This window comes from Rhodanobacter sp. C06 (assembly GCF_002001105.1).
Lineage (GTDB): Bacteria > Pseudomonadota > Gammaproteobacteria > Xanthomonadales > Rhodanobacteraceae > Rhodanobacter_A.
In genome coordinates this window covers 52,212-75,395 of the sequence record NZ_MUNP01000046.1, presented here as the reverse complement: position 1 = coordinate 75,395, position 23,184 = coordinate 52,212, and the positions used below count along the sequence as shown (strand labels likewise).

Here is a 23,184-nt window from a genome sequence, read left to right as displayed (position 1 = left end):
TGGCTTTTCGCAAAGGCGATTCGCGCACAGGGTGCGCTCTACAGCTAGCGTGCCAGCCATTTGCGCGCCATGCGCCGCAACGACGCATCCGCCTGCGGGTCGGTGGCGATCTCGCGCACCGGCTTCCATGCCAGCGCCAGCGACTCCGCGCTGACCGCGAACTCCTCGTCGCCGGTGGCGCGCACCACGTGGCGCACGTCGTAATGCCAGTGTTCGGCTTCCTCGCCGCGGACCGGATGAGGTTCGCCCGGAGCGAACCCGGACGGCGCAGCCGGCCCGCCAGGGCTGGCCACAGGGATGTGGGCAGCAATGCGATGGGCGTCGAGGTCGAAGATCTCCGGCTCGACCACCAGCTGGCCCAGGCCGGACTCCTCCTCTGCCTCGCGCAGCGCAACGCGCGCGAGGTTGGCATCGCCGTCGGCATGACCGCCCAGTTGCAACCAGCGCCGCAGCTTGCGGTGATGGGTGAGCAGTACGCGCTCGCCGTCCGCGCTCACCAGCCACGCCGAACCGGTGAAATGTCCGGCGGCATGGTGGCGCTCGAATACGGACGCATCCGAGGCGAGGAATTGTTCGAAGTCGGCGACGACATCGCCCTCGTCGGGATGGCGCGCGAGGTAGTCGTCCAGAGCAGCGGCAAGGCGCGGAAAATAGGCTGGCATGACTTGTGGCAGGGGAAGTGGAAAACTGCATGCATTCTAGCTGCATCGCGTCTTGTACCCCTCCGGACGCTCCGCTATGGTTGGCCGTCCGTCGGCTCGTCGCGTCCCACTTCGTCGCGTTTCCGTTCGAGCGTGACGTCGCTGTTTCCCCGGGGAGCCACCGCATGCTGTTCAAGCGCATCAAGCCGATCGACCAGATCATCGCCACGGCGGAAAAGAAAAGCCTCACCCGCCAGCTCGGTGCCTTCCAGCTCACCATGCTCGGCATCGGCGCGATCATCGGCACCGGCATCTTCGTGCTCACCGCCGAAGCGGGCCAGAAGGCCGGCCCCGGCATGATGATCGCGTTCGTGATTGCCGCAGTGGTGTGCGCGTTCGCCGCCTTGGCCTACGCGGAACTCGCCGCGATGGTGCCGGTGGCCGGTTCGGCCTACACCTATACGTACGGCGTGCTCGGCGAAGGTGTTGCCTGGATCGTCGGCTGGGCGCTGGTGCTGGAATACACCATCGCCGCCAGCACCGTCTGCGTGGGCTGGGCCGGTTACGTCAACGGTCTGCTCAGCCATGCCGGATTCGGTTTGCCACACTTCCTGCAGGTGGGTCCGATGGATGGCGGCAGCTTCAACCTGCTGGCCTGCCTGATCGGCCTGGCGGTCACCGGCCTGCTGGTGATCGGCACCTCGAAGTCGGCCAAGGTCAACACCGTGCTGGTGCTGATCAAGATCATCGCCCTCACCGCCTTCATCATCGTCGCCTTGCCGGCGGTGAAGGACCAGAACTTCACACCGTTCGTGCCGAACGGCTGGGGCAGCCCGATGGGCGGCATCGGCGTGCTGGGCGCGGCGGCTTCCATCGTGTTCGCCTACATCGGCTTCGATGCCATCTCCACGGCAGCCGAGGAAACCAAGAACCCGAACCGCAACATCCCTATCGCGCTGATCGCTTCGCTCGGCGTCTGCACCATCTATTACCTGCTGGTGAGCTACGCAGCGGTGGGCTCGATAGGCGCGCAGCCCATGCTGGGCCCGAACGGGGTGGCACTGGAGCCGGGCACGCCGGCGTTTGCCGCGGCCTGCCAGGGCTCGGAGGCACTGGTCTGCAGCAAGGAGGCGCTGGCCCACGTGGTGCGCCTTCTAGGCCATACCAATACCGCCGCCTTCATCGCCTTCGCCGCCAGCATCGCGCTGCCGTCGGTGATCCTGACGATGACCTACGGCCAGACGCGCATCTTTTTCACCATGTCGCGCGACGGCCTGCTGCCCAGCAAGCTGGCCAAGATCCATCCGCGCTTCCATACGCCGCACATCATCACGCTGATTACCGGCACCTTCGTTTCGCTGTTCGGCGCGCTGTTCCCGGTGGGCATCCTCGCCGACATCACCAACTCGGGCACGCTGTTCGCCTTCATCATGGTGGCGATTGGCGTGCTGATCCTGCGCCGCACCCAGCCCGAGCGCCCGCGTCCGTTCCGCACCCCGCTGCCGTGGCTGATCTGCCCGTTGGCGGTGATCGGCTGCCTGCTGCTGTTCCTCAACCTCTCGAAGGAAGCGAAGATCACGTTCTTCGTGTGGGGCGCGATCGGCCTGGTGGTGTATTACCTGTACGGCTACCGCAGGAGCCACTTGGCCTGCGGTACCGAGGCGGACTGATCCGCGCGCATACAAGCCATTCGCCATACTGCCGGCACGACAACGTCGTGCCGGTTTCATGTTCCGAGAGCCTGTTCGATGTCTCCACATAGCCCGTGTTGCGTTGCCGTGGCCGTCAGGTGGTGGCGCGTGGCGCAGCGCCCGCCTGGCTCGCAGGTCAAGCCGCGCGCTGTCGCATGGCTGCCACGGCAAGGCAACCCCCGCACCCATCAATTCCGGGGCCGGGTCTGTTTGCCCGCATCCCTGCGTCATCACTCAGTCGTGGACGGACGTCCACTCCTTCGTTCTTCCTTGGTCTGCGCGCAAACAGCTCCCGGCGCGGGCCATGCGGAGACATCGAACAGGTTCTAGGCCCCATGCTCAAACAACTGCTCGCCCGCAAGACCGAATTCGGCGCCGACGCCGCTCATGGCATCGCGCTGCAGCGCACGCTCGGCCCCTGGGGCCTGACCGCACTGGGCATCGGCGCGGTGATCGGCGGCGGCATCTTCGTGATCACTGGCCAGGCGGCGGCCGAGCATGCGGGGCCGGCGATCATCCTGTCATTCATCATCGCGGCGATCTGCTGCAGCTTCACCGCGTTGTGCTACGCCGAGTTCGCCACGCTCATACCGATGTCGGGCAGCTCGTATTCCTACGCCTACGCCACGCTGGGCGAACTGGTGGCCTGGTTCATCGGCTGGAACATGGTGCTGGAATACGGCGTTTCCGCCTCGGCGGTGGCGGTGAGCTGGACCGGCTACTTCACCAGCCTGCTCGACAACATGGGGCTGCACCTGCCCGCGGTGCTGACCAATGCGCCGCTGGCTTACCAGGGTGGCCACCTCGTCGCCACCGGCGCGCTGTTCAACCTGCCGGCGGTCGCGATCACCCTGGCGCTGACCTGGCTGTGCTACGTGGGCATCCGCGAATCCAGCGGCGCGAACCTGGCGATGGTGCTGCTCAAGGTCGGCCTGATCGTGATCGTGATCGTGGCCGGCTGGCAGTACGTGAACCCGGACCTGTGGCATCCGTTCATCCCGCCGCAGCAGGGGCCGGAGAAATACGGCTGGGCGGGCATCATGCGCGCCTCGACCCTGGTGTTCTTCGCCTACATCGGCTTCGAGGCCACCTCCACCGCGGCGCAGGAAGCGAAGAACCCGCAGCGCGACCTGCCGATCAGCACTCTCGTCTCGCTGGCGGTGTGCACCGTGCTGTATATCGGCATGGCGGCCGTGATCACCGGCCTGCTGCCGTTCGACCAGTTGGGTACTAGCGAGCCGGTGGTCACCGCGGTGAAGGCGCACCCGCAACTGAACTGGTTGCGCTGGGTGGTGGAGATCGGCGCGCTGATCGGCCTGTCCTCGGTCATCCTGGTGATGATCATCGCGCAGCCGCGCATCTTCATGATCATGGGCAACGACGGCCTGCTGCCGCCGGTGTTCTCGAAGATCCACCCACGCTACAAGACGCCGCACATCAATACCGTGATCACCGGCATCGGCATCGCGGCGCTGGCTGCGGTGTTCCCACTGGACATCCTCGGCGATCTCGTCTCGATGGGTACGCTGATCGCCTTCGTCGCGGTCTGCGCCGGCGTTTTCATCCTGCGCTACACCCGCCCCGACCTGCCGCGCACCTTCCGCGTGCCGTGGGCGCCGGTGATCTGCACGCTGGGCGTGGCCAGCTGCCTCGGCCTGCTGTACTGGGAGAACTGGTACCAATGGCTGCTGATGAGCATCTGGACCCTGATTGGGCTGGCGATCTACTTCGGCTACGGCTACCGGCACAGCCAGCTGCGCCGCGCGCGGGTAAACGCGCCATCAGCCTGAGCCTCCAATCCCGCCAAATCTCGCCGAAAATCGACGATTTTCGGCATATGCCCGTCATTGCACTCGTTATGGCTACCGGCTTGATTCCTGCCTGCATTGCATCACAAATGCAGGACAAGTTGTTGTTTTTGAACAGCTTAACGGAATATTTCCGAAAGAATCTCGACTCCCGACCGCCCATTTGGCCCGACGAGGGGTATCATCCCCAGTCCGAGGGTTGATCACTTGGCAGTGGGCCCCGGATCGCCGCCCGGCGCGTCAGGTGGGTAGCTCCTCAACCCGACGCGCCGGGCAGCACTTTTCCCGCCGAATCCCCCTCCTCGATCCCGCCGCGCACCGCGCGCAGCCATCGTGCCCGCATGGCCACACAAAAAAGGCCGGCAACCCGTGCCGGCCTTTCGCTCGTTGCGGTCGAGACCAGGCTGCGCGATCAGCCCGCCTTCGGCGAATGCGACACGCACCAGCCCTTTGCGTTGACGGACTTCCCGGGGAACAGCGCGCAGGGGCCGTAACCGGTCGGACCGCCGGAGTAGAACTGGCAGTTCGTGCAATCGTCGCCGGCCTTGTGCTTGGGGTTGGTGGTCTTGCTGGCGTCCTCCACGTAACCCAGCGCCTTCGCGGTCGGGTCCGCGTCGGTCACGTGCGGCAGATCGGCGGCGCGCGCGAAACGCGGCAGCCCGCCCATCACGACCGCGGCAGCCGTGGTGCCGGCGGCCACCTTCAGGAAACGGCGACGCGATTCATTGTTTTCGTCATGCGACATTGGAAACCTCCGTCGTTGGGGAGAACCTCCATCGCATGCCGCGATGGAGCCATCCGCCATGCTACGCCCACCACCGCACGCGCGGCGCGAATGGCTCGCATTTGGTTGAGACAGGTTGCCGCAGGGCGGCGAGCCCCGCGTGGTATGATCCCGCCCTCGTTTGGACGTCCATTTGCATGAGCCAGCAACTGCCCGATTCGATTCCGCCCGACCTGTTCGCCGCGCGCGCCGACGCCATTGCCGACGCCGCGCGCGAACTGGCGCTCGCCGGCTGGACGCCCGCCACCAGCAGCAACTTCTCGATGCGCGTCGATGGCGGGCACGCCGCGATCACGATCTCCGGCCGCGACAAAGGCAAGCTCAGCCGCGACGACATCATGCTGGTGGACATGCAGGGCCACGCCGTGGGCACCGATGCCCGCCCCAGCGCGGAAACCGCGCTGCACACCCAGGTCTACCGTCACTGGCCGGAAGCACAGGCCGTGCTGCACACCCATTCGCGCACGCAAAGCGTGGCTTCGCGGCTGTATGCGCAGGCCGGCGTGGTGCGCCTGCAAGGCTGGGAACTGCAGAAGGCGATCACCGGCCACACCACGCACGAAAGCGTGCTGGAGATCCCGGTATTTCCCAACACCCAGCACATGCCCGAACTGGTGGCGCGCGTCGATGCCTGGCTGGACGCCGGCAAGCCGCTCGCGGCCTACCTGATCGACGGCCACGGCATCTACACCTGGGGCCGCGACATGGCCGAGGCGCGCCGCCACCTGGAGGCGCTGGAATTCCTGCTGGGCTGCGAACTCGACCTGAGGAGACTCTCCGCATGAGCCGTCTGCGCATCTTCGACGAGCACCATCCCGAGGCACCGCTGTCCACGCATGCCGAACATGCGGCCATCGCCCGCGAACTGGCCAGGGTCGGCGTGCGCTTCGAGCAGTGGGCCGCGAACCAGCCGATCGCGCCCGGCGCCAGCCAGGACGAGGTGATCGCCGCCTACCATGCCGACATCGACCGCCTGATGCGCGAGGAAGGCTACCAGTCGGTGGACGTGATCAGCCTGAAGCCCGACCACCCCGAGCGTGCCGCGTTGCGCCAGAAGTTCCTCGGCGAGCACACCCACAGCGAGGACGAAGTGCGCTTCTTCGTCGCCGGTGCCGGCCAGTTCACCCTGCACATCGAGGGCAAGGTCTACGACGTGCTGTGCGAGGCCGGCGACCTGATCGGCGTGCCCGACGGCACCCGCCACTGGTTCGACATGAGCGAGGCGCCGTATTTCGTGGCGATCCGCCTGTTCACCAACAAGGACGGCTGGGTGGCGAACTTCACCGGCAGCGATATCGCGCAGGGCTTCCCGCGCATGGCGCCGCTCGCCGCTGGCTAAGCCGCGATCGCCCCCCCTGCCTCCGGCAGAGGGGATGAGCTCCAAGCCCGGGTAAACTGGCCGCTCCGCTAAACGTTCCCATGGCCATGTCCGAAATCCGCGCCATCCTCACCGACATCGAAGGCACCACCAGTTCGATCAGCTTCGTCAAGGACGTGCTGTTCCCTTACGCGCGTAAGCGCCTGCCCGCCTATGTCGAGACCCATGCCGATCACCCCGAGCTGCAGCACTGGCTGCACGAGGCGGCGAAAGAGGCCGGCTACATCGAAGCCAGCCGGCAGGAAGTGATCGAACTGCTGCTGCGCTGGATAGCCGAGGACCGCAAGTCCACCGCGCTGAAGGCACTGCAAGGCATGATCTGGCAGGAAGGCTACGCGGCCGGCGACTACCGCGCCCACGTCTATCCCGAGGTGGCGGCACGGCTGCGCGCCTGGCGGGCCGAAGGGCTGCGGTTGTACGTGTATTCCTCCGGTTCGGTGCCGGCGCAGAAACTGTTCTTCGGCTACAGCGAGGCGGGCGACCTCACGCCGCTGTTCGCCGGTTACTTCGACACCGAGACCGGCCCCAAGCGCGAGCAGGCCTCCTACGCGAAGATCGCCGCGGCGATCGGCGAGCAGCCCGCGCACATACTGTTCCTCTCCGACATCGTCGAGGAACTGGACGCCGCACGGGCTGCCGGTTTCCGCACCGGCTGGCTGCTGCGCCCGCCGCAGGCGCTGCCGGCGCAGCCGCGCCATCCCGCCTACGCCGATTTCGACGCCATCACGCCCTGACCTGAGCGAGCCGCCGCATGCGCACTGCCCTCACCGCCCTGCTCGCCTTCGCCGCCGGCGTGCTGCTGATGCTGTGGCTGCCCGGCCATGCACCGGCGCCAGCCGTCGTCGGCGCGCCCACGGCGGCGACGGCGAACGACGCCGCCACCGCCAGTTCCGTCGCCGACAGCAGCGACGACGACGATAGTGCCGCCGACTGGCCGAACCAGGGCCCCACGCCCGAACAGGTGCTGTACGCCCAGCCGCAGAAGCTGCACGACGCCCTGGCCTCGCTGGGCCCGCGCGTACCCGGCAAGCCCAACCTCTATCTGCTCGCGTTCGCGGGCGACGGCAGCGAAGACGTGTTCCGCAACGAGGCCGAATACGCGGCCCGCATGTTCCGCCAGCGCTTCGGCGCCAGCGCCCACGCGCTGGTGCTGGAAAACAATCCCGCCTCGCTCGCCACGCATCCGCTGGCCAGCTGGAGCAACCTGGAAGGCGCGCTGGACGGCCTCGCCAAGGTCATGCAGCCCGACGACATCCTGATGCTCTACATGGCCAGCCACGGCAGCGAGGACCACGAACTGCTGGTGGACATGGACCCGCTGCCGCTGGACCAGATCGGCGCGCAGGACCTCGCCGACATCCTCAAGGAGCACCCGTTCAAGTGGAAGGTGGTGGTGGTCAACGCCTGCTACTCCGGCGGCTTCATCCCGCCGCTCGCCGGCGACGGCACCCTGGTACTCACCGCCGCGCGCAGCGACCGCAGCTCCTTCGGCTGCGGCAGCGAATCGGAACTCACCTACTTCGGCCATGCCTGGCTGGTCGACGCGTTGAACCGCAGCGACAACTTCGTCGACGCCTTCGCCCAGGCCAAGGCCGAGATCGCGCAGTGGGAGCAGCGCGACAAGCTCACGCCCTCGGAACCGCAGAGCTATGTCGGCAAGGGCATAGCGGCGCAACTGGATGCGTGGCGCAAGGGCATCACGGCTGGACCGGCGGTGCCGTTCGCGCCGGCACCGCCCGCGCCGGCCGCCAGCACCGCCGCAGCGACCTTCTGAGGTACCGCGATCAGCGTTCGGCGTGCCGCCTCGCCAGCACGGCGGCCACGTCGGCCAACGACAAGCCACGGTCGCGCAGCAGCACGATGAGGTGGAACACCAGGTCCGCTGCTTCGCCCAGCAGTTCCTCATCGCCCTGCGCCACGGCGGCGAGCGCGGTTTCCACGCCCTCCTCGCCCACTTTCTGCGCGATGCGGCGCACGCCGCCATCGAACAATTTGGTGGTGTAGCTGTCTGCGGGCCGCTCGGCATGGCGCTGCGCGACCAGCGCATCGAGCTCGGCGAGGAAGCCCAGCGGCGGACGTACGTCGGCGCGGTCGCCGAAGCAGCTGGAAGTGCCAAGGTGGCAGGTCGGACCGTGCGGATCGGCTTGCACCAGCAAGCTGTCGGCATCGCAGTCGATCCGGATACCCTTCAGTACAAGGACGTGGCCCGAGCTTTCGCCCTTGGTCCACAGGCGCCGCTTGCTGCGGCTGTAGAAGGTGACGTGGCCGCTGGCCCTGGTATGCGCCAGCGCCTCGGCGTTCATGTAGCCAAGCATCAGCACTTCGCCACTCAGCCAGTGCTGCACGATCGCCGGCAGCAGACCGTCGCCCTTGGCCCAGTCGAGGCGGCCGGTATCGATGTTGGAATCACTCATGGCTGTCTTTCCTTGAGACTCACGACCGCACCGCCACGCCCTGCTCTTGCAAGTAGCGCTTGAGCGCGGGGATCGCGATGGCGCCGGAGTGGAATACGCTGGCGGCCAGCGCGCCGTCCACGTCGGCGTCGACGAAGGCGTTGCGGAAATGCTCGGGTTCGCCGGCGCCGCCGGAGGCGATCAGCGGCACGCGGCAGATCGCTCGGGCGCGCGACAGCTGCTCCAGATCGTAGCCCCGGCGCACGCCGTCGCTGCCCATGCAGTTGAGCACGATCTCGCCCGCGCCGCGCTGTTGCGCCTCGATCATCCAGTCCATCGTCCTGCGCGCCAGCGCCTGCGTCTTCGCGGGATCGCCGGTGTACTGGCGCACGCGCCACTCGCCGTCGGCATCGCGCAGCGAGTCGATGCCGACCACCACGCATTGCACGCCGAACGCGGCGGCGAGTTCGTCGATCAACTCGGGGCGTTCGAGCGCGGGCGAGTTCACCGAGATCTTGTCGGCGCCGGCATGCAGCACCGCGCGCGCCTCGTCGACCGAGCGGATGCCGCCGGCGACGCAGAACGGGATATCGATCGCGCGGGCGACCTTCTCCACCCAGCCGCGATCCACGCTGCGGCCTTCCGGGCTGGCGGTGATGTCGTAGAACACCAGTTCGTCGGCGCCTTCGTCGCGATAGCGCAACGCCAGCTCGACGATCTCGCCCATCACCACGTGGTCGCGGAAACGCACGCCCTTGACCACCTGGCCATCGCGCACGTCGAGGCAGGGAATGATGCGGCGGCTCAGCATGCGAGTGCCTCTTCCACCGTGAAGCGCCCATCCAGCAGCGCGCGGCCGAGGATCACGCCCTGCGCGCCGGCCTCGCGCGCCGCGCGGATATCGTCCAGCGAACGCACGCCGCCGGAAGCCTGCACCGCCAGCTGCGGCACAGTGTCGGCGAGGTGGCGATACAGATCGAGATTGAAGCCGGCCAGCATGCCGTCGCGGTCGATGTCGGTGCACAGCAGATGCCGCGCACCACGCGCGGCGTACCACGGCGCCAGTTCGTCCAGCGTGCGTGCCTCGACTTCGGTCCAGCCGGCACTGGGCAGGGCCCAACGGCCGTCGATGCGACGCGTATCCAGCGCGAGCGTCAGGCGCTCGGCGCCGTATGTCGCCAGCCAGCCGGCGACGCGCTCGGGATCGCGGATCGCCACGCTGCCCAGCACCACGCGCCGCACGCCGGCTTCGAACAGGCGCTGCAAGTCGGCTTCCTCGCGCACGCCACCGCCGGCCTGGATCGCCATGCCGTCGGCGGCGATCGCGGCGATCACCGCGAGGTTGTCCAGCTGGCCCGAGCGCGCGCCGTCCAGATCCACCAGGTGCAGCCAGGTCGCACCCGCTTGCGCATAACGTGCGGCGACGCCGCGGGGATCGCTGGCGTAGGTGGTCTGCTGCGCGTAGTCGCCCTGCTTCAGACGTACCACGCTGCCGCCGCGCAGGTCGATGGCGGGAATCACAGTGAATGTCATAGGTCGAGGAAGTTCTTCAGCAGCTTCGCGCCGACCGCGGCCGAACGCTCGGGATGGAATTGCATGCCATGGAAATTGTCGCGCGCGACCACGGCGGAGAACGGTACGCCGTAGTCCGCGGTGGCCAGCGTCCACTCGCCTGCGGGCACCGCATAGCTGTGCACGAAATACGCCTGCTCGCCATCGGCGAGTCCGGTCAACAGCGGATGTTCGCGCTGCACCGACAAACCATTCCAGCCCATGTGCGGCACGCGCAGGCCGGGGCGCTCGGCGAAGCGGCGCACCGTCGCCGGGATCAGGCCCAGGCATACGGTGTCGCCCTCCTCCGAGTGCGCGCACAGCAACTGCATGCCCAGGCACACGCCCAGTACCGGCTGGCGCAGCGAACGCAGCAGCTCGACCAGTCCCAGTTCGCGCAGCCTTGCCATGCCGGGGCCCGCCGCGCCCACGCCGGGCAGGATCACCTTGTCGGCGGCGCGGATCGTCGCCGCGTCCGCGGTGAGCGCGGCATCCGCACCGAGGCGCTGCAGTGCGTAGCGCACCGAACCGATGTTGGTGCCGCCGGCATCGACGAGAACCACCGCCATTACAAGGTTCCCTTGGTGCTGGGCAGTTCGCTGCCCTCGCGACGCAGCGCCTGGCGCAGCGTGCGCGCCACCACCTTGAAGCAGGCCTCGACCATGTGGTGCGCGTTCTCGCCGCGCACGCTCAGGTGCAGGTTCGCGCCCAGCGTCTCGCACAGCGAGCGGAAGAAGTGCGGCACCAGCTCGGTCGGCACCTCGCCCACGCGCTCGCGCGGGAAGTTTCCCTCGAACACGAAGTACGGGCGCCCGGACAGGTCCAGCCGCGCGTCCGCCGCGCTCTCGTCCATCGGCAGCGAGAAGCCGTAGCGGCCGATGCCGCGCTTGTCGCCCAGCGCCTGCTTCAAGGCCTGGCCCAACGCCAGCGCGCAGTCCTCGATGGTGTGGTGCTCGTCGATATGGGTGTCGCCGTCGCAGACCAGCTCCAACGCGAAACCGCCGTGCTTGCCGATCTGCTCCAGCATGTGGTCGAAGAAGCCGAGGCCGGTATGCACCCTGGGTTCGGCCACCTTGTCCAGATCCACGTTGACCGTGATCCTTGTTTCCTTCGTGTTGCGCACCACCGTCGCCATGCGCGGCGCATCCAGCAACTGGTGCGCCAGTTCGACCCAGCCCATCCCTTGCGGGCCGACGCGCAACCCGCGCACGCCGATGTTCGCGGCGAACTGCAGGTCGGTCTCGCGGTCGCCGACCATCGCCGACGCAGCGCGGCTCCAGCTGTCATCGGCAAGCCAGCCACGCATCAGCCCGATACCCGGCTTGCGCGTGTCCCTGCGTTCGTGAGGGAAACTGCGGTCGATCAGCACCTCGCGGAAACGGATGCCCTGCGAGGACAGGATGCGCATCAGCAGCTCATGCGGCCCGCTGAAGTGCGATTCCGGAAAGCGGTCGGTGCCGAGGCCGTCCTGGTTCGTCACCATCACCAGCTCGTAACCGGCGGCGACGAAGCGCTGCAGCGCAGCGACCACGCCCGGCAGCAGGGCCAGCTTCTCATAGCTGTCGATCTGTTCGTCCGCCGGCTCCTCGATCAGGCAACCGTCGCGGTCGACGAAGAGGATGCGGCGACTCATGCGGCCGATCCCTCGGCAACCCCCCGGCCATCCTTGGCGGAACTCTTCAGAAGTGCCGCCCCGCCGGACAGGCCCTTGCCGCGAGCCAGGGCGGCCAGCACTTGCTCGTTCTCCGCCGGCGTGCCGACGGTGATGCGCAGCGCATCGTCCAGCCCCGGGTAACGCCGTACATCGCGCACCACGATGCCGGCGTCGAACAGGCGCTGGTACATCGCGCCGGCATCGTCGAAACGCACGGTGAGGAAATTCGCCTGCGATGGCAGCACCGCGCGCACGCCCGGCAGGCGCGCCAGCGCCGTGCGCAAGCGCGCACGCTCGGCGCGCACGATGTCGATGTGTGCGCGCGCGTTCGCCTGCCCCCAGCCAGAGATCGCCAGCAAGGCCGCCTCCACGCTGGGCAACGGCAACGGATACGGCGGCATGATCCGGCGCAGCAGGGCCACCACGTCCGGATGCGCCAGCAGGCAGCCGACGCGCGCACCGGCCAGCGCCCAGGCCTTGGACAGCGTGCGCAGCACGGCGAGGTTGTCGTGGCGATCCAGCAGGTCGGCCACGCTGCCCTCGTCGGCGAACTCCACGTAGGCCTCGTCCACCACCAGCAAGGCGCGGCCGGCCAGCGCCCGCGCCAGCCGCTCCATGTCGGCGCGCGGCACCACGCTGCCCGCTGGATTGTTCGGCGTGCAGACGAATACCAGTTTCACCGCCGGCGTGAGTGTGGCCAGCGTGGCGTCCACGTCCAACGTGAAGTCCGGGCGCAGCGGCGCCTCGACCACGTCCGCGTCCTGGATGCGCGCACATACCGCGTACATGCCGAAGGTGGGCGGCTGGACCAGGATGGCATCGCGGCCGGCACGGCAGAATGCGCGTACCAGCAGGTCGATCGCCTCGTCGCTGCCGCGGCCCACCAGCAACTGCTCGCGGCACACGCCATACAGCCGCGCCAAGGCGTCCACCAGCGCGGCCGGCTGCGGTTCCGGATAGCGGTTGCAGCCCGTGCCGCTGTCGCCGGTGGGCGCCCATGCGGATTCGTTCGCGTTGAGCAGCAGCTGGCCGCCGCTGGCCTCCATGCGCGCCGAGGAATACGGCTGCAGGGCGCGGATTTCCGGCCGCGCGAGATCGAGCACGTTCATGTCATGGACTCCAGTTCGGCCAATCGCAGCGTCACCGCGCGGCGATGTGCCTCCAGTTGTTCGGCCGCCGCCAGCGTGGCGGTGCACGGGCCGATGGCGCGCAGGCCGTCGGCGCTGAGCTCCTGCACCGTGATCTGTTTCTGGTAGCTCGCTACCGATACACCGCTGTAGCTGCGTGCGTAACCATAAGTAGGCAGCACATGGTTGCTTCCGCTGCAATAGTCGCCCACCGACTCGGGCGTCCACGCGCCCAGGAACACCGAACCGGCGCTCTCGATGCCGTCGAGCAACACCCGCGGCGCGGTCACCTGCAGGATCAGGTGCTCGGGCGCGTAGCGGTTGCTTACCTCGACCGCCTGCGCCAGCGACGCCACCGCGATCAGCCGGCTCTGCCCCAGCGCCTGCTGCGCGATCTCCGCGCGCGGCAGTTCGGCGCATTGCCGCGCGACCTCGGATGCGACGCGATCCAGCAAGGCCGCCGAATCGCTGAGCAGGATCACCTGCGAATCCGGCCCGTGCTCGGCCTGCGACAGCAGGTCGGCAGCGACGAAGGCGGGATTCGCCGCCGCGTCGGCGATCACCAGCACCTCGGACGGGCCGGCCGGCATGTCGATCGCCGCGCCATTCGGCTCGGACGAGACCTGCAGCTTGGCCTCGGTGACCCAGGCGTTGCCGGGGCCGAACAGCTTGTCGCACTTGGGCACGGAAGCCGTGCCGTAGGCCATCGCCGCGATCGCCTGCGCGCCACCGAGCTTGAATACCTTGTGCACGCCGGTAAGGCGGGCGGCGTACAGCACCGCGGCATCGCAGCGGCCGTCGGCGCGCGCGGGCGAGCACAACGCCACCTCGCGGCACCCGGCGATGCGCGCCGGCACGCCCAGCATCAACGCGGTCGACGGTAGTGGCGCGCTACCCGCCGGCACATACAGACCCACGCGGCTGATCGGGCGCAGCATGCGCTCCACCCGCACGCCGGGTGCGGTGTCCACGCCCATCGGCTGCGGCGCGGCCGCACGATGGAAAGCCTCGATGCGTGCAGCAGCCTCGTGGATCGCCGCCTTCAAGGCGGGATCGAGCATCGCCTCGGCTTCCGCGAACTCGGCCTCGGTGACTTCGAGTTCCGTCAGCGTGCAGCGATCGTATTTCGCGCTCAGCTCGCGCAAGGCCACGTCGCCGCGCGCGCGCACCTCCGCGATGATGCGGCCCACGCCATCGCGCAGCTCCGCCGCGCGGGACTGCGCCGGGCGCGCGAGCGCCTCGCGGTGCCCCTGCTCGTCCAGCAGGTCCCACTCGATCCGTTTCATGACAGCCAGCTCTTCATGCGAGCATTTTCTCCACCGGCAACACGAACATCTCGCGCGCGCCGGCCTTCTTGATCTCTTCCAGCTGCCGCCAGCTCACCTCACCCGCGCACAGCGCCTGCAGCATCAGCTGGTCGGGCTGGCCGGCCACCGGCAGCAGGGTCGGCTGCGGGCCGCCGGGCAGCAATCGGGTCACCGCGTCCAGGGCATGGCGCGGGGTCTGCAGCAGCAGCAGGCGCGATTCGCGCACCTGGATCACGCCGTCCAGCCGCTTCAGCAACAGCGCGACCAAGTCGCCACGCTCGTCCGCCGGCAGATTCTGCGGACCGGCCAGCACCGCCTCGCTCTCCAGCAGCACGTCGACCTCGCGCAACTGGTTCGCCACCAGGGTGCCGCCGCTCTGCACCAGGTCGCAGATCGCGTCCGCGGTGCCCAGCTTCGGCGCGATCTCCACCGAGCCGGCCAGGGTCACCACGCCGGATGTGACCCCACGCTCGCGCAGCCAGGCGCCGAGCAGGCCCGGATACGAGGTGGCGATGCGCCGCCCGGCCAGTTGCACCGGCTCGCGGTAATCGAATTCCTGCGGTACGGCGATGGACAACCGGCAGCGCCCGAAGCCCAGCGGCCGCAACTCGGCCAGCGGCTCGCTCTCCGGTCCCGCCGTGAGGCGGAATTCGTCGAGCACATTGCGGCCCACGATGCCCAGCTCGCACACGCCTTGCGCGATCAGGCCGGGAATGTCGTCGTCGCGTACCAGCAGCAGGTCCACCGGCTCGCCTTCGCCGAAGCAGAACAACTTGTCGCGGCTCTGCCGGAACGTGAGGCCGCAACGCTTGAGCAGTTCCAGCGCCGGCTCGGTGAGTCGGCCGGACTTCTGCATCGCGATGCGCAGGCGGTCGCGCGGCTTCATGCGCGCACCTTCTTCGCGTTGGCGCGGCGGCGCGAGGCGCGCGCCGCGGCCGCCAGATAACCGCCGTTGCCCTGGGTGAGGAAGCGCGCCACCCGGCCGATCGTGGTGATACTCACCGCGGTGCGCTCGTGGATCTCCCGATAGGCCACGCCGTCGAGCAGATAGGGCACCACGCGCCAGCGATCCACCAGCACCTCCAGCTCGGCCGGCGTGCACAAGTCGCGCAGGAAGGCATCCATCTCCTCCGCCCCCTTCAGCGACAGCAAGGCCTCGCACAGGCTCAGCTCGGCCGACTCGACGGGCGTCTCCGGATCCAGCGATCGACGTTTCATAATGTATTAACGCGTTAGTACAGTGGAGCGGCATTGTAGGGAGCGTCGGCGCCCGGCGCAAGCGGCAGGCGCCATGGCGCGTTCAGCGCGTCGTCACGGGATGCGCGTCGATCGATGCGCCCAACCCGACGAGCTCGCGCAAAATCGCCGGCATCGGCGTCCCGCCTTGCATCGGGGATGGCCCGGGGCGACCGGCAAGGGTCCGTCCAGGAATTCCGGGAACGACGGGCACAAAAAACCCCGCCTTGGCGGGGTTCTTCGTGACACGTGGTGGAAGCGGCTCAGGCCGACTTCTTCTTCGGCGCGGCCTTCTTCGCAGCGGCCGGCTTGGTCACGGTCGGCTTGGCGCCGACCACGGCAGGCTGCGCGCCGTGCACGCGGGTGTTGCCGTAGCTGCCGCGGTAGGTCTTGCCGCGACGGGTCTTGCGATCGCCCTTGCCCATGGGAATCTCCTCAATGCGTGATGGCGGATCATGATAGCAGCGCCGCCGCCGGCGCCATAGCCGGGAGCGGCGAACTCAGCCGCGGCCGTGGCCGGCGCAGCCCTGCGGCTGGTCGAGGCAGGCTTCCGGATCGATCTGCACGGTGACGTGCTGGATGCCGAAACGCTCGCCCAGCAGCCGGTGGATCGCGCGCAGCGCCTGCGCGGCGGCGGCCGGGTCGTGCAGCTCGGCATGCAGGGTGGCCATGCGCGAACCGGAGGCCAGCTGCCATACGTGCAGGTGGTGGATGCCGCGGATCGAGGCATCGGCACCGCGCAACGCAGCTTCCACCTCGGCGCTGTCCATGCCGTCCGGCACGCCCTCCAGCAGGATGTGGGCGGAACGGCGCAGCAGGCGCCACGCACTGCCCAGGATCAGCACCGCGACCAGCAGCGACAGCAGCGGATCGGCCCACAGCCAGCCGAACCAGCGGATCGCCAGCGCGGCCAGCACCGCCGCCACCGAGCCCAGCAGGTCGCCCAGCACGTGCAGGCTGGCACCGGCCAGATTCACGTCGTCGTGCGCATGCCCGTGCAGGCTGCGCAGCACCAGGAGGTTCACCAGCAAGCCGACGATGGCCACGACCAGCATCAGGCCCGACAGGATCGCGGCCGGATGCAGCAGGCGCTGGACCGCCTCCCACACCACCCAGGCCACCAGCACGAACTGGCTGAGCGCGTTGACGAAGCCGACCAGCACCTCCATCCGCCCGTAACCGTAGCTGCGCCGCGCGTCGGCCGGCCGCAACGCCATGCGCGCTCCCATGAAGGCCATCAGCAGGGCCAGCGCGTCCACCATCATGTGGCCGCCGTCGGTGAGCAGGGCCAGCGAGCCGGACCACAAGCCGCCGGCTACCTCGGCCAGCATGGTCAGCGTGGTCAGCACGAAGGCCAGCAGCAGCTTGCGGCCGCGCATGCCGGCATGCGATGCGTGCTCGTGATCAGGCGTCGCCGCCGAATGCGGATGGTCGTGCTGGCAGGAAGGCGTGGCGCTCATGCGCGCATGCTAGGAAGCGTGGACGGCGTTACACAATCACCGCGAGGCGCGGGCTTCAGTGCGCGCACTGCGCGCCGTGCACATGTGCGCCGGCACGGCCATGCCGGCGATCGATGGCCAGGTTCACGAAATGCGCCGAGGCCAGCAGCAGGCCGCCGCAGGTGACCATCACGCTGTGCACGACGACCGAGTAGTCCGTCGCCCAGGTGACGCCGAGCAGCAGCAACGCCAGGCCCGGCACGGCCAGCAGCAACGGCAATGGCCGGCGATGCCGGCGATAGCCGCCAAGCAGGGCGAACAGCGCCAGCGTGCCGGCGAACATCACGAAACCACGCTCGAAGCGATGCCCCGCCAGGAAACCCAGGCCCAGCAGCGGCAACACGGTCAGCACGAACGGCAACAGCGCGCAGTGGATCGCGCACAGGAACGAGGCGGTGGCGCCCACGCGGTCGGCCAGATGCCACCAGCGCGCGGATTTCGTCGCGTCGCCCACGGCGACGGACCCCATCGCCATGGGGTCCAGCAGCACGCTGTCGGCTTCGGCGGAGCTTGCGATCCTGTCCATGCGATCAATGTTACTTTATAACAATCAAGACGCACAAGCGGTCGCGCCGGCCGGCGACAACACGGGATCAGGACTTGCGGCAACGCTTGCAGACGCCGTGCACTTCCAGCGTCTGCGCCTGGGCGCGGAAGCCCAGCGCCTTGGCCTGCGCCTCGATCAGTTCCGCGACGCGTTCGTCGCAGACTTCCTCGGCGCCGGAGCAGACGTCGCAGATCAGGAACGGCACCTGGTGCGCCTCGGCCGGGTGATGGCAGGAGACGAAGGCGTTGATCGATTCCAGCTTGTGGATGAAGCCCTGCTCCAGCAGGAAATCCAGCGCGCGGTACACCGTGGGCGGCGCCGCGTTGCCGTGCTTCTCGCGCAACTGGTCGAGCAGGTCGTAGGCCTTCACCGGCTTGGCTGCGGCGGCCACCAGCTCCAGCACCTCCATGCGCAGCGGGGTCAGGCGCAGCCCGCGCTCCTCGCTGACATGCGCCACCTCGCGCACGAAACCCTTCGCGTCGTGGTGATGCGAATGATGGGCGTGCGGCTTGTGGATGGCGTCGTGTGCCAAGGGACTCTCCTCGCGGGGATCATACATGCCCGCCAACGGGAAGATATGGGCACCACCCGGCGAATCAACGCGGCAGTGGCGGCGGCACGGAGCGTGCGCGGACGCGCGTGCGCAGCCACAGCACGATCCAGCCGATCGGCCCCAGCACCCAGGCCCAGGCGACGCCTTCCCACAGGCGCCCGCGCCACCAGCCCAGCAGCGCGCCCACCGCCACGAACAGCAGGTTCCACCAGAACAGCGCGGCCCAGGGCACCATCGCCCACAGGTTGAGAAAGACGTGCCAGAACGCGCCCGGCGCGTCCGGATCGACGCCCTGCATGGCGCGGGTCAGCAGCTCATGCACGGCGCCGTCCCGCTCGCCGGCCTCAGCCGCGCGCCAGGGTCAGTGCGTGGTCGATGCGTTTCAGCGCCTCGGCACGACCGCACAGATAGACGGTATGGTCGATCGACGGCGACACCTGGGTGCCGGTCATCGCCACGCGCAGCGGCTGGGCGATCTTGCCCATGCCCAGTTCCAGCTTCGCGGCCACCTGCTCGATCAATCCATGGATAGCCTCCGGCTTCCATTCGACGGCGGCGAGCAAGCCCCTGGCCGCCTCCAGCACGGCGACGGCGCTGTCGTTCTTCAGGTGCTTGGCGACAGCCTTGTCGTCCCACTCGGCGATCGGCCCGTACCAGAGCTTCGCGCGCTCGGCCATTTCCTTGAGCGTGTGCACGCGGTCGCGCAACGCCACGATGACGTCGGCGGGTGCAGGGCCGTGCGCCACGTCGATGCCGGCGCGAGCGAGATGCCATTCAAACTCGGGGGCCAGCGAAACCGGCTCGTCGGTCTTGAGGTAATGCTGGTTCAGCCAGTTGAGCTTCTCGGTGTCGAAGCGCGAGGCGGCCTTGTTGACATCGGCGATGTCGAACAACCGGATCATCTCTTCGCGCGAGAAGATCTCCTGGTCGCCATGCGACCAGCCGAGGCGCACGAGGTAATTGAGGATCGCGTGCGGCAGGTAGCCTTCCTCGCGGTACTCCATCACGCTGACCGAATTGGTGCGCTTGGAGAGCTTCCTGCCCTCCTTGTCGAGGATCATCGGCAGGTGCGCGAACTCCGGCACGGGCTTGTCGAGAGCCTTGTAGATGTTGATCTGGCGCGGCGTGTTGTTGACGTGGTCGTCGCCGCGGATCACCTCGGTGATGCCCATGTCGATGTCGTCCACCACCACGGCGAAGTTGTAGGTGGGCCAGCCGTCGGAGCGGAAGATCACCAGGTCGTCCAGCTCGGCGTTGGCCCACTCCACCCGGCCCTTGACCTTGTCCTCGAACACCACCGAGCCTTCCAGCGGGTTCCTGAAGCGGATCACCCGGTTCGGGTCGTCGCGACAGGGTTCGTTGCGGTCGCGGTAGTAACCGTTGTAGCGGGGCTTCTCGCCCTTCGCCATCGCGGCTTCACGCATCGCCTCGATCTCCTCCTTGCTCTCGTAGGCGTAATAGGCCTTGCCCTCGGCGAGCAGGCGCTCGGCCACTTCCTTGTAGCGGGCCAGGCGATGCGTCTGGTACACCGGCGCCGCGTCGGCCGAAAGCTCCAGCCAGGCCATCGCGTCGAGGATCGCCTGCACCGCTTCGTCGGTGGAGCGCTCGCGGTCGGTGTCCTCGATGCGCAGCAGAAATTCGCCGCCGCGCCGGCGCGCCTCCAGCCAGCAGTACAGCGCGGTGCGCGCGCCGCCGATGTGCAGGAAACCGGTGGGGCTGGGGGCGAAACGGGTGCGGACGGTCATCGGGGCATGGGCAACGACTGGAAACACGTGATTCTACCCGATGGCCGCGCGGCGTTTAGCGCTGGACGAAGGTCTCGCAGGCCCAGCTCTCGCAGATTTCCACGTTCGGGCCGGGGCCGGGCAAGCCGAGTCGACGATAGACCTGCCGGTACCGAGACACCGGCACGATCCCGGCCGCCTGGTTGTCGAACCGGATGCGCGGCAAGCCCTCGCCCTGCTTCGGCGCCGGCCGCAAGACAAACTTCACCTCGAACAGGCGCGGATGGTGGCTCGCTGCAGTGGGCGGCGCCGGCGCATCCTGCTGCATCGGCAGACCGGCCCAGGCAGCACCGGGCATGCCCAGGATGAGGACGAACAGCATGCGCTGCATGGCGCACCTCCGTGGGGATCGGATGGGCTCGGCCACATAGTACGCTCGCCCGTGGTGACCGCCATGGCGACATCGCCCCGACCACGGAACCCCGGCATGAGATCCCGACGAAACGGCCATCGCCACCGATACATCCCTGCCGCACTCGCTGCGCTGTTCGCGTTGCTCTTGCCTCACGCGGCGCGGGCCGACGACAACCCCGGTTACGATCGTCCCGGCCTCGGCTTCACGCCGGCCGTGCTCGGGACCGGCGACGTCACCTGGGAACAGGGCCTGCCCGACTGGAGCCGCGGCCGCGACGCAGGCGTCGCCAGCGCGCAATACACCACCGACGGCCTGTTGCGCGTGGGCCTGGGCGGCCCGCTGGAACTGCAACTGGGCAGTTCGTGGAATCGCCTGCGCCAGAGTGGCGGGGGCACGGACCTTCACAGCGACGGCCGCGGCGACAGCACGCTGGGCGTGAAATTCGCCCTGCCCGCTACCGGCGCCTTCAGCTGGGGCCTGCTGGGCAGCGTGGAGTTCACCGACGGTGCGCGCGCGTTCCGCAATCCGCAGCGGCAATACCTGCTCGGCGCCGACTTCAACTGGCAATGGAACGCGCGCAACACCGCGGCGCTGTACCTGCAGGATGTGCGGGCCGGCGGCCGCGACAGCTCATTGCTGGCGTTGAACGAAGGCTACGCGCTCACGTCCACGCTGAACGTCTACGCCGAAGCGGCGCTGCTGCACGACGCCACGACGGGCCACGGCGGCCTGGCCGGTGCCGGCGTGGCCTGGCAGGCCACACCGCGCGTGCAACTGGACGCCAGCGCGCGTCATCGCCTGTCCGGCCATGCCGACGAATGGCAGGCCGGGCTCGGCGTATCGGTGTACTTCGGCCGCTGAGCCGGCCGCGTCATCGGCGCGTCATGCGGCCGCCACGCCCGCGCAAACCGGTGCCACGACACTGCAGGCAATCCACGCGAGGGCCGCCGTCATGCGCATCGGGATCGTCAGCGAAACCTGGCCACCGGAGATCAACGGCGTGGCGCTCACCGTGCACGGACTCGCCGCCGGGCTCGCCGCACGGGGCCATTCCATCGACGTGGTACGGCCGCGCCAGATGCGGCAAAGCGCTGCCGAGCCGGGCTTCGACACCTTGCTCACGCGCGGCGTGGCGCTGCCGCGCTACCCCGGCCTGCGTTTCGGGCTGCCGGCCGGCAAGGCCCTGCATGACCGCTGGACGCTGGAGCGTCCGGACGCGATCTACGTCGCCACCGAAGGCCCGCTGGGCTGGTCGGCGTTGCGCGTGGCCGGCGCGCTCGGCATCCCGGCAGCGACCGGCTTCCACACGCGCTTCGACAGCTACGCCGGCCACTACGGCTTGCGCTGGCTCACGCCGCTGGTGCGCGCTCACCTGCGCCGCTTCCATCGCCGCGCCGCCGCCACCCTGGTGCCCACCGATGCGTTGGCGCAGGAACTGGCCGAGCTGGGCGTGGACAATGCACGCCTGCTGCGCCGCGCAGTGGACACGCGCCTGTTCCATCCCGGCCGGCGCGATCCGGCGCTGCGCGCGCAATGGCGCGTAGTCGCCGGCACGCCGGTGATGCTGTACGTGGGCCGCGTCGCGCCGGAGAAGAACCTCGAACTGGCGGTAGAGGCCTTCCGCGCCGCACAGCAAAACTTGCCAAGCATGCGCTACGTGTGGGTCGGCGACGGCCCGGCGCGCGCCGCGCTGCAGGCCGCGCATCCGGACTTCATCTTCGCCGGCGTGCAGCGCGGCGAGGCACTGGCGCGGTACATCGCCAGCGCGGACCTCTTCCCCTTCCCCAGCCTCAGCGAGACCTTCGGCAACGTGATCCTGGAGGCGCTGGCCTGCGGCCTGCCGGTGGTGGCCTACCGCGAAGGCGCGGCGCGCGACCACCTGCGTAGCAACTACAACGGCTACTGCATCGCCACCGGCGAAGCGGCCGCCTTCGTCGAGGCGACGATCAGGCTGGCGGGCAACCCCGGCCTGATCCGCCACATGGGCCGGGCCGCGCACGAGAGCATGGCGCGGCTGTCGCCGGAAATGGTGATACGCGAATTCGAAACCCTGCTGCGCGAACTGGCCGAGGAGCGCGACCATGGGCACGCTACCGTCGGCATCCATGCTTAGAAGCCTCGCCTTCGATCGCCGCGTGTGCGTGGCGGCGAACCGCTGGGGCGAGCGGCGCGCGGTGGGCGTGTTCTTCGGTGCGATCAGCCGGCTCGGCAACGGCCTGTTCTGGTATGCGCTGATGCTGGCGCTGGTCGCGCTGGATGGCTGGCGCGGGCTGCTCGCCGCTGCGCACATGGCCGCCACCGGGCTGGCCGCCCTGCTGCTCTACCGCCTGCTGAAACAGCACACGCGTCGGCCGCGCCCGTTCCACACCTGCCCCGGCGTGATCGCGCACGTGCCCCCGCTGGACGAGTTCAGCTTTCCCTCCGGCCACACCTTGCAGGCGGTGGGCTTCACCGTGGTGGCACTGGCCTGGTATCCGCTGCTCGCGCCGCCGCTGCTGGCGTTCACCGCGCTGGTCGCCGCGTCGCGGGTGATCCTCGGTCTGCACTATCCCAGCGATGTGCTGGCCGCGGTCGGCATCGGTGGCGCGCTGGGCGCGCTGTCGCTGTGGCTGGTGCACGCCGTGTCCGCGTTCGCCTGAGCAACTCCTGCGCAACGCGTCGCGTGGTGTTGCGCGATCAGGCACTTGCGACACCTGTCCACAGGCTGTGCCCAGGCGCTTCCACAATCGCTGTGGAAAACGCGCAACGCACTGCGCAGAAATTCACCAATGCGTGCCAAGTGCCTGTCGCCAAAGCGGTGAATGCGGCTTGTCCACAGCTTTGTCCGGCAGGCATCCACACCGGCTGTGGAAAACACGGATGCGGAAACGACGATG

27 protein-coding genes are annotated in these 23,184 nt (G+C 68.6%); 9 read left to right on the top strand and 18 right to left on the bottom strand.

Features of this window, described 5'->3' with window-relative positions:
- Positions 1-44: 44 nt before the first annotated feature.
- Complete coding sequence (locus B0E52_RS09390; protein WP_077483571.1) at positions 45-662, bottom strand: NUDIX hydrolase; 618 nt, start codon at positions 660-662, stop codon at positions 45-47.
- A 164-nt stretch (positions 663-826) separates the two neighbouring features.
- Here B0E52_RS09390 and B0E52_RS09385 point away from each other — a divergent pair, with 164 nt between their 5' ends.
- Together B0E52_RS09385 and B0E52_RS09380 are read left to right on the top strand one after the other, a co-directional pair.
- Positions 827-2,311, top strand: coding sequence for an amino acid permease (locus B0E52_RS09385; protein WP_077483570.1), 1,485 nt, complete (start codon positions 827-829; stop codon positions 2,309-2,311).
- A gap of 356 nt (positions 2,312-2,667) precedes the next feature.
- Positions 2,668-4,122, top strand: a complete 1,455-nt coding sequence (locus B0E52_RS09380; RefSeq protein ID WP_077483569.1) for an amino acid permease — start codon at positions 2,668-2,670, stop codon at positions 4,120-4,122.
- Between the two features lie 430 nt (positions 4,123-4,552).
- Here the strand turns inward: B0E52_RS09380 and B0E52_RS09375 are convergent, their stop codons facing one another.
- A complete protein-coding gene (locus B0E52_RS09375; protein ID WP_077483568.1) occupies positions 4,553-4,885 on the bottom strand; it encodes a high-potential iron-sulfur protein in 333 nt (110 codons plus the stop codon).
- Between the two features lie 176 nt (positions 4,886-5,061).
- Here B0E52_RS09375 and B0E52_RS09370 point away from each other — a divergent pair, with 176 nt between their 5' ends.
- From B0E52_RS09370 to B0E52_RS09355, 4 genes are all read left to right on the top strand, one after another.
- Entirely contained in the window at positions 5,062-5,709 is a 648-nt protein-coding gene (locus B0E52_RS09370) for a methylthioribulose 1-phosphate dehydratase (RefSeq protein ID WP_077483567.1), read from the top strand.
- The gene (locus tag B0E52_RS09365; protein WP_077483566.1) at positions 5,706-6,263 is read left to right on the top strand and encodes an acireductone dioxygenase; all 558 of its coding nucleotides are present in this window, start codon (positions 5,706-5,708) and stop codon (positions 6,261-6,263) included. The genes B0E52_RS09370 and B0E52_RS09365 overlap by 4 nt, the downstream gene beginning before the upstream one ends.
- 86 nt (positions 6,264-6,349) lie before the next feature.
- Positions 6,350-7,036, top strand: a complete 687-nt coding sequence (mtnC, locus tag B0E52_RS09360; RefSeq protein WP_077483565.1) for an acireductone synthase — start codon at positions 6,350-6,352, stop codon at positions 7,034-7,036.
- A 17-nt stretch (positions 7,037-7,053) separates the two neighbouring features.
- A complete protein-coding gene (locus tag B0E52_RS09355; RefSeq protein ID WP_077483564.1) occupies positions 7,054-8,076 on the top strand; it encodes a C13 family peptidase in 1,023 nt (340 codons plus the stop codon).
- Positions 8,077-8,086: 10 nt separating this feature from the next.
- On the opposite strand, the gene hisIE is transcribed toward B0E52_RS09355, so the two are convergent.
- The 16 genes from hisIE to B0E52_RS09275 all read right to left on the bottom strand — a co-directional run bounded on the left by hisIE (position 8,087) and on the right by B0E52_RS09275 (position 20,284).
- Positions 8,087-8,716: a bifunctional phosphoribosyl-AMP cyclohydrolase/phosphoribosyl-ATP diphosphatase HisIE gene (hisIE, locus tag B0E52_RS09350; RefSeq protein WP_077483563.1), complete on the bottom strand. Its 630-nt coding sequence runs from the start codon at positions 8,714-8,716 to the stop codon at positions 8,087-8,089.
- 19 nt (positions 8,717-8,735) lie between these two features.
- Positions 8,736-9,506, bottom strand: coding sequence for an imidazole glycerol phosphate synthase subunit HisF (gene hisF / locus B0E52_RS09345; RefSeq protein ID WP_077483562.1), 771 nt, complete (start codon positions 9,504-9,506; stop codon positions 8,736-8,738).
- Positions 9,500-10,228 carry a 1-(5-phosphoribosyl)-5-[(5-phosphoribosylamino)methylideneamino]imidazole-4-carboxamide isomerase gene (gene hisA, locus B0E52_RS09340; RefSeq protein WP_077483561.1) on the bottom strand — a complete coding sequence of 243 codons (729 nt, stop codon included), beginning with the start codon at positions 10,226-10,228 and terminating at the stop codon, positions 9,500-9,502. The genes hisF and hisA overlap by 7 nt, the downstream gene beginning before the upstream one ends.
- Positions 10,225-10,815, bottom strand: a complete 591-nt coding sequence (gene hisH, locus B0E52_RS09335; protein ID WP_077483560.1) for an imidazole glycerol phosphate synthase subunit HisH — start codon at positions 10,813-10,815, stop codon at positions 10,225-10,227. Before hisH ends, hisA begins: the two co-directional genes overlap by 4 nt.
- Positions 10,815-11,879, bottom strand: coding sequence for a bifunctional histidinol-phosphatase/imidazoleglycerol-phosphate dehydratase HisB (gene hisB / locus B0E52_RS09330; RefSeq protein ID WP_077483559.1), 1,065 nt, complete (start codon positions 11,877-11,879; stop codon positions 10,815-10,817). Before hisB ends, hisH begins: the two co-directional genes overlap by 1 nt.
- Positions 11,876-13,009: a histidinol-phosphate transaminase gene (hisC, locus tag B0E52_RS09325; RefSeq protein ID WP_077483558.1), complete on the bottom strand. Its 1,134-nt coding sequence runs from the start codon at positions 13,007-13,009 to the stop codon at positions 11,876-11,878. The genes hisB and hisC overlap by 4 nt, the downstream gene beginning before the upstream one ends.
- The gene (gene hisD, locus B0E52_RS09320; RefSeq protein ID WP_077483557.1) at positions 13,006-14,313 is read right to left on the bottom strand and encodes a histidinol dehydrogenase; all 1,308 of its coding nucleotides are present in this window, start codon (positions 14,311-14,313) and stop codon (positions 13,006-13,008) included. Before hisD ends, hisC begins: the two co-directional genes overlap by 4 nt.
- A 13-nt stretch (positions 14,314-14,326) precedes the next feature.
- A complete protein-coding gene (hisG, locus tag B0E52_RS09315; protein ID WP_077483556.1) occupies positions 14,327-15,220 on the bottom strand; it encodes an ATP phosphoribosyltransferase in 894 nt (297 codons plus the stop codon).
- Positions 15,217-15,552, bottom strand: a complete 336-nt coding sequence (locus B0E52_RS09310; RefSeq protein WP_077483555.1) for a YerC/YecD family TrpR-related protein — start codon at positions 15,550-15,552, stop codon at positions 15,217-15,219. The genes hisG and B0E52_RS09310 overlap by 4 nt, the downstream gene beginning before the upstream one ends.
- Before the next feature lie 281 nt (positions 15,553-15,833).
- Positions 15,834-15,995, bottom strand: a complete 162-nt coding sequence (locus tag B0E52_RS09305) for a 30S ribosomal protein THX (protein ID WP_077483554.1) — start codon at positions 15,993-15,995, stop codon at positions 15,834-15,836.
- 75 nt (positions 15,996-16,070) lie between these two features.
- Positions 16,071-17,030, bottom strand: coding sequence for a cation diffusion facilitator family transporter (locus tag B0E52_RS09300; protein ID WP_077483553.1), 960 nt, complete (start codon positions 17,028-17,030; stop codon positions 16,071-16,073).
- A gap of 55 nt (positions 17,031-17,085) precedes the next feature.
- Positions 17,086-17,538, bottom strand: coding sequence for a MerC domain-containing protein (locus B0E52_RS09295; protein WP_077483654.1), 453 nt, complete (start codon positions 17,536-17,538; stop codon positions 17,086-17,088).
- Positions 17,539-17,662: 124 nt separating this feature from the next.
- Positions 17,663-18,175: a transcriptional repressor gene (locus B0E52_RS09290; protein WP_077483552.1), complete on the bottom strand. Its 513-nt coding sequence runs from the start codon at positions 18,173-18,175 to the stop codon at positions 17,663-17,665.
- A gap of 37 nt (positions 18,176-18,212) precedes the next feature.
- Positions 18,213-18,491 carry a hypothetical protein gene (locus tag B0E52_RS09285; RefSeq protein ID WP_077483551.1) on the bottom strand — a complete coding sequence of 93 codons (279 nt, stop codon included), beginning with the start codon at positions 18,489-18,491 and terminating at the stop codon, positions 18,213-18,215.
- 22 nt (positions 18,492-18,513) lie between these two features.
- Positions 18,514-19,914, bottom strand: coding sequence for a glutamate--tRNA ligase (gene gltX / locus B0E52_RS09280; protein WP_077483550.1), 1,401 nt, complete (start codon positions 19,912-19,914; stop codon positions 18,514-18,516).
- 55 nt (positions 19,915-19,969) lie between these two features.
- The gene (locus B0E52_RS09275; protein ID WP_077483549.1) at positions 19,970-20,284 is read right to left on the bottom strand and encodes a hypothetical protein; all 315 of its coding nucleotides are present in this window, start codon (positions 20,282-20,284) and stop codon (positions 19,970-19,972) included.
- A gap of 96 nt (positions 20,285-20,380) precedes the next feature.
- On the opposite strand from B0E52_RS09275, the gene B0E52_RS09270 reads away from it, so the two are divergent.
- From B0E52_RS09270 to B0E52_RS09260, 3 genes are all read left to right on the top strand, one after another.
- On the top strand, positions 20,381-21,169 hold the full coding sequence (locus B0E52_RS09270) for a transporter (RefSeq protein ID WP_077483548.1): 789 nt from the start codon (positions 20,381-20,383) through the stop codon (positions 21,167-21,169).
- A 91-nt stretch (positions 21,170-21,260) separates the two neighbouring features.
- Positions 21,261-22,421, top strand: a complete 1,161-nt coding sequence (locus B0E52_RS09265; RefSeq protein WP_077483547.1) for a glycosyltransferase family 1 protein — start codon at positions 21,261-21,263, stop codon at positions 22,419-22,421.
- Positions 22,390-22,947, top strand: coding sequence for a phosphatase PAP2 family protein (locus tag B0E52_RS09260; RefSeq protein ID WP_077483546.1), 558 nt, complete (start codon positions 22,390-22,392; stop codon positions 22,945-22,947). The genes B0E52_RS09265 and B0E52_RS09260 overlap by 32 nt, the downstream gene beginning before the upstream one ends.
- Positions 22,948-23,184: the final 237 nt, after the last annotated feature.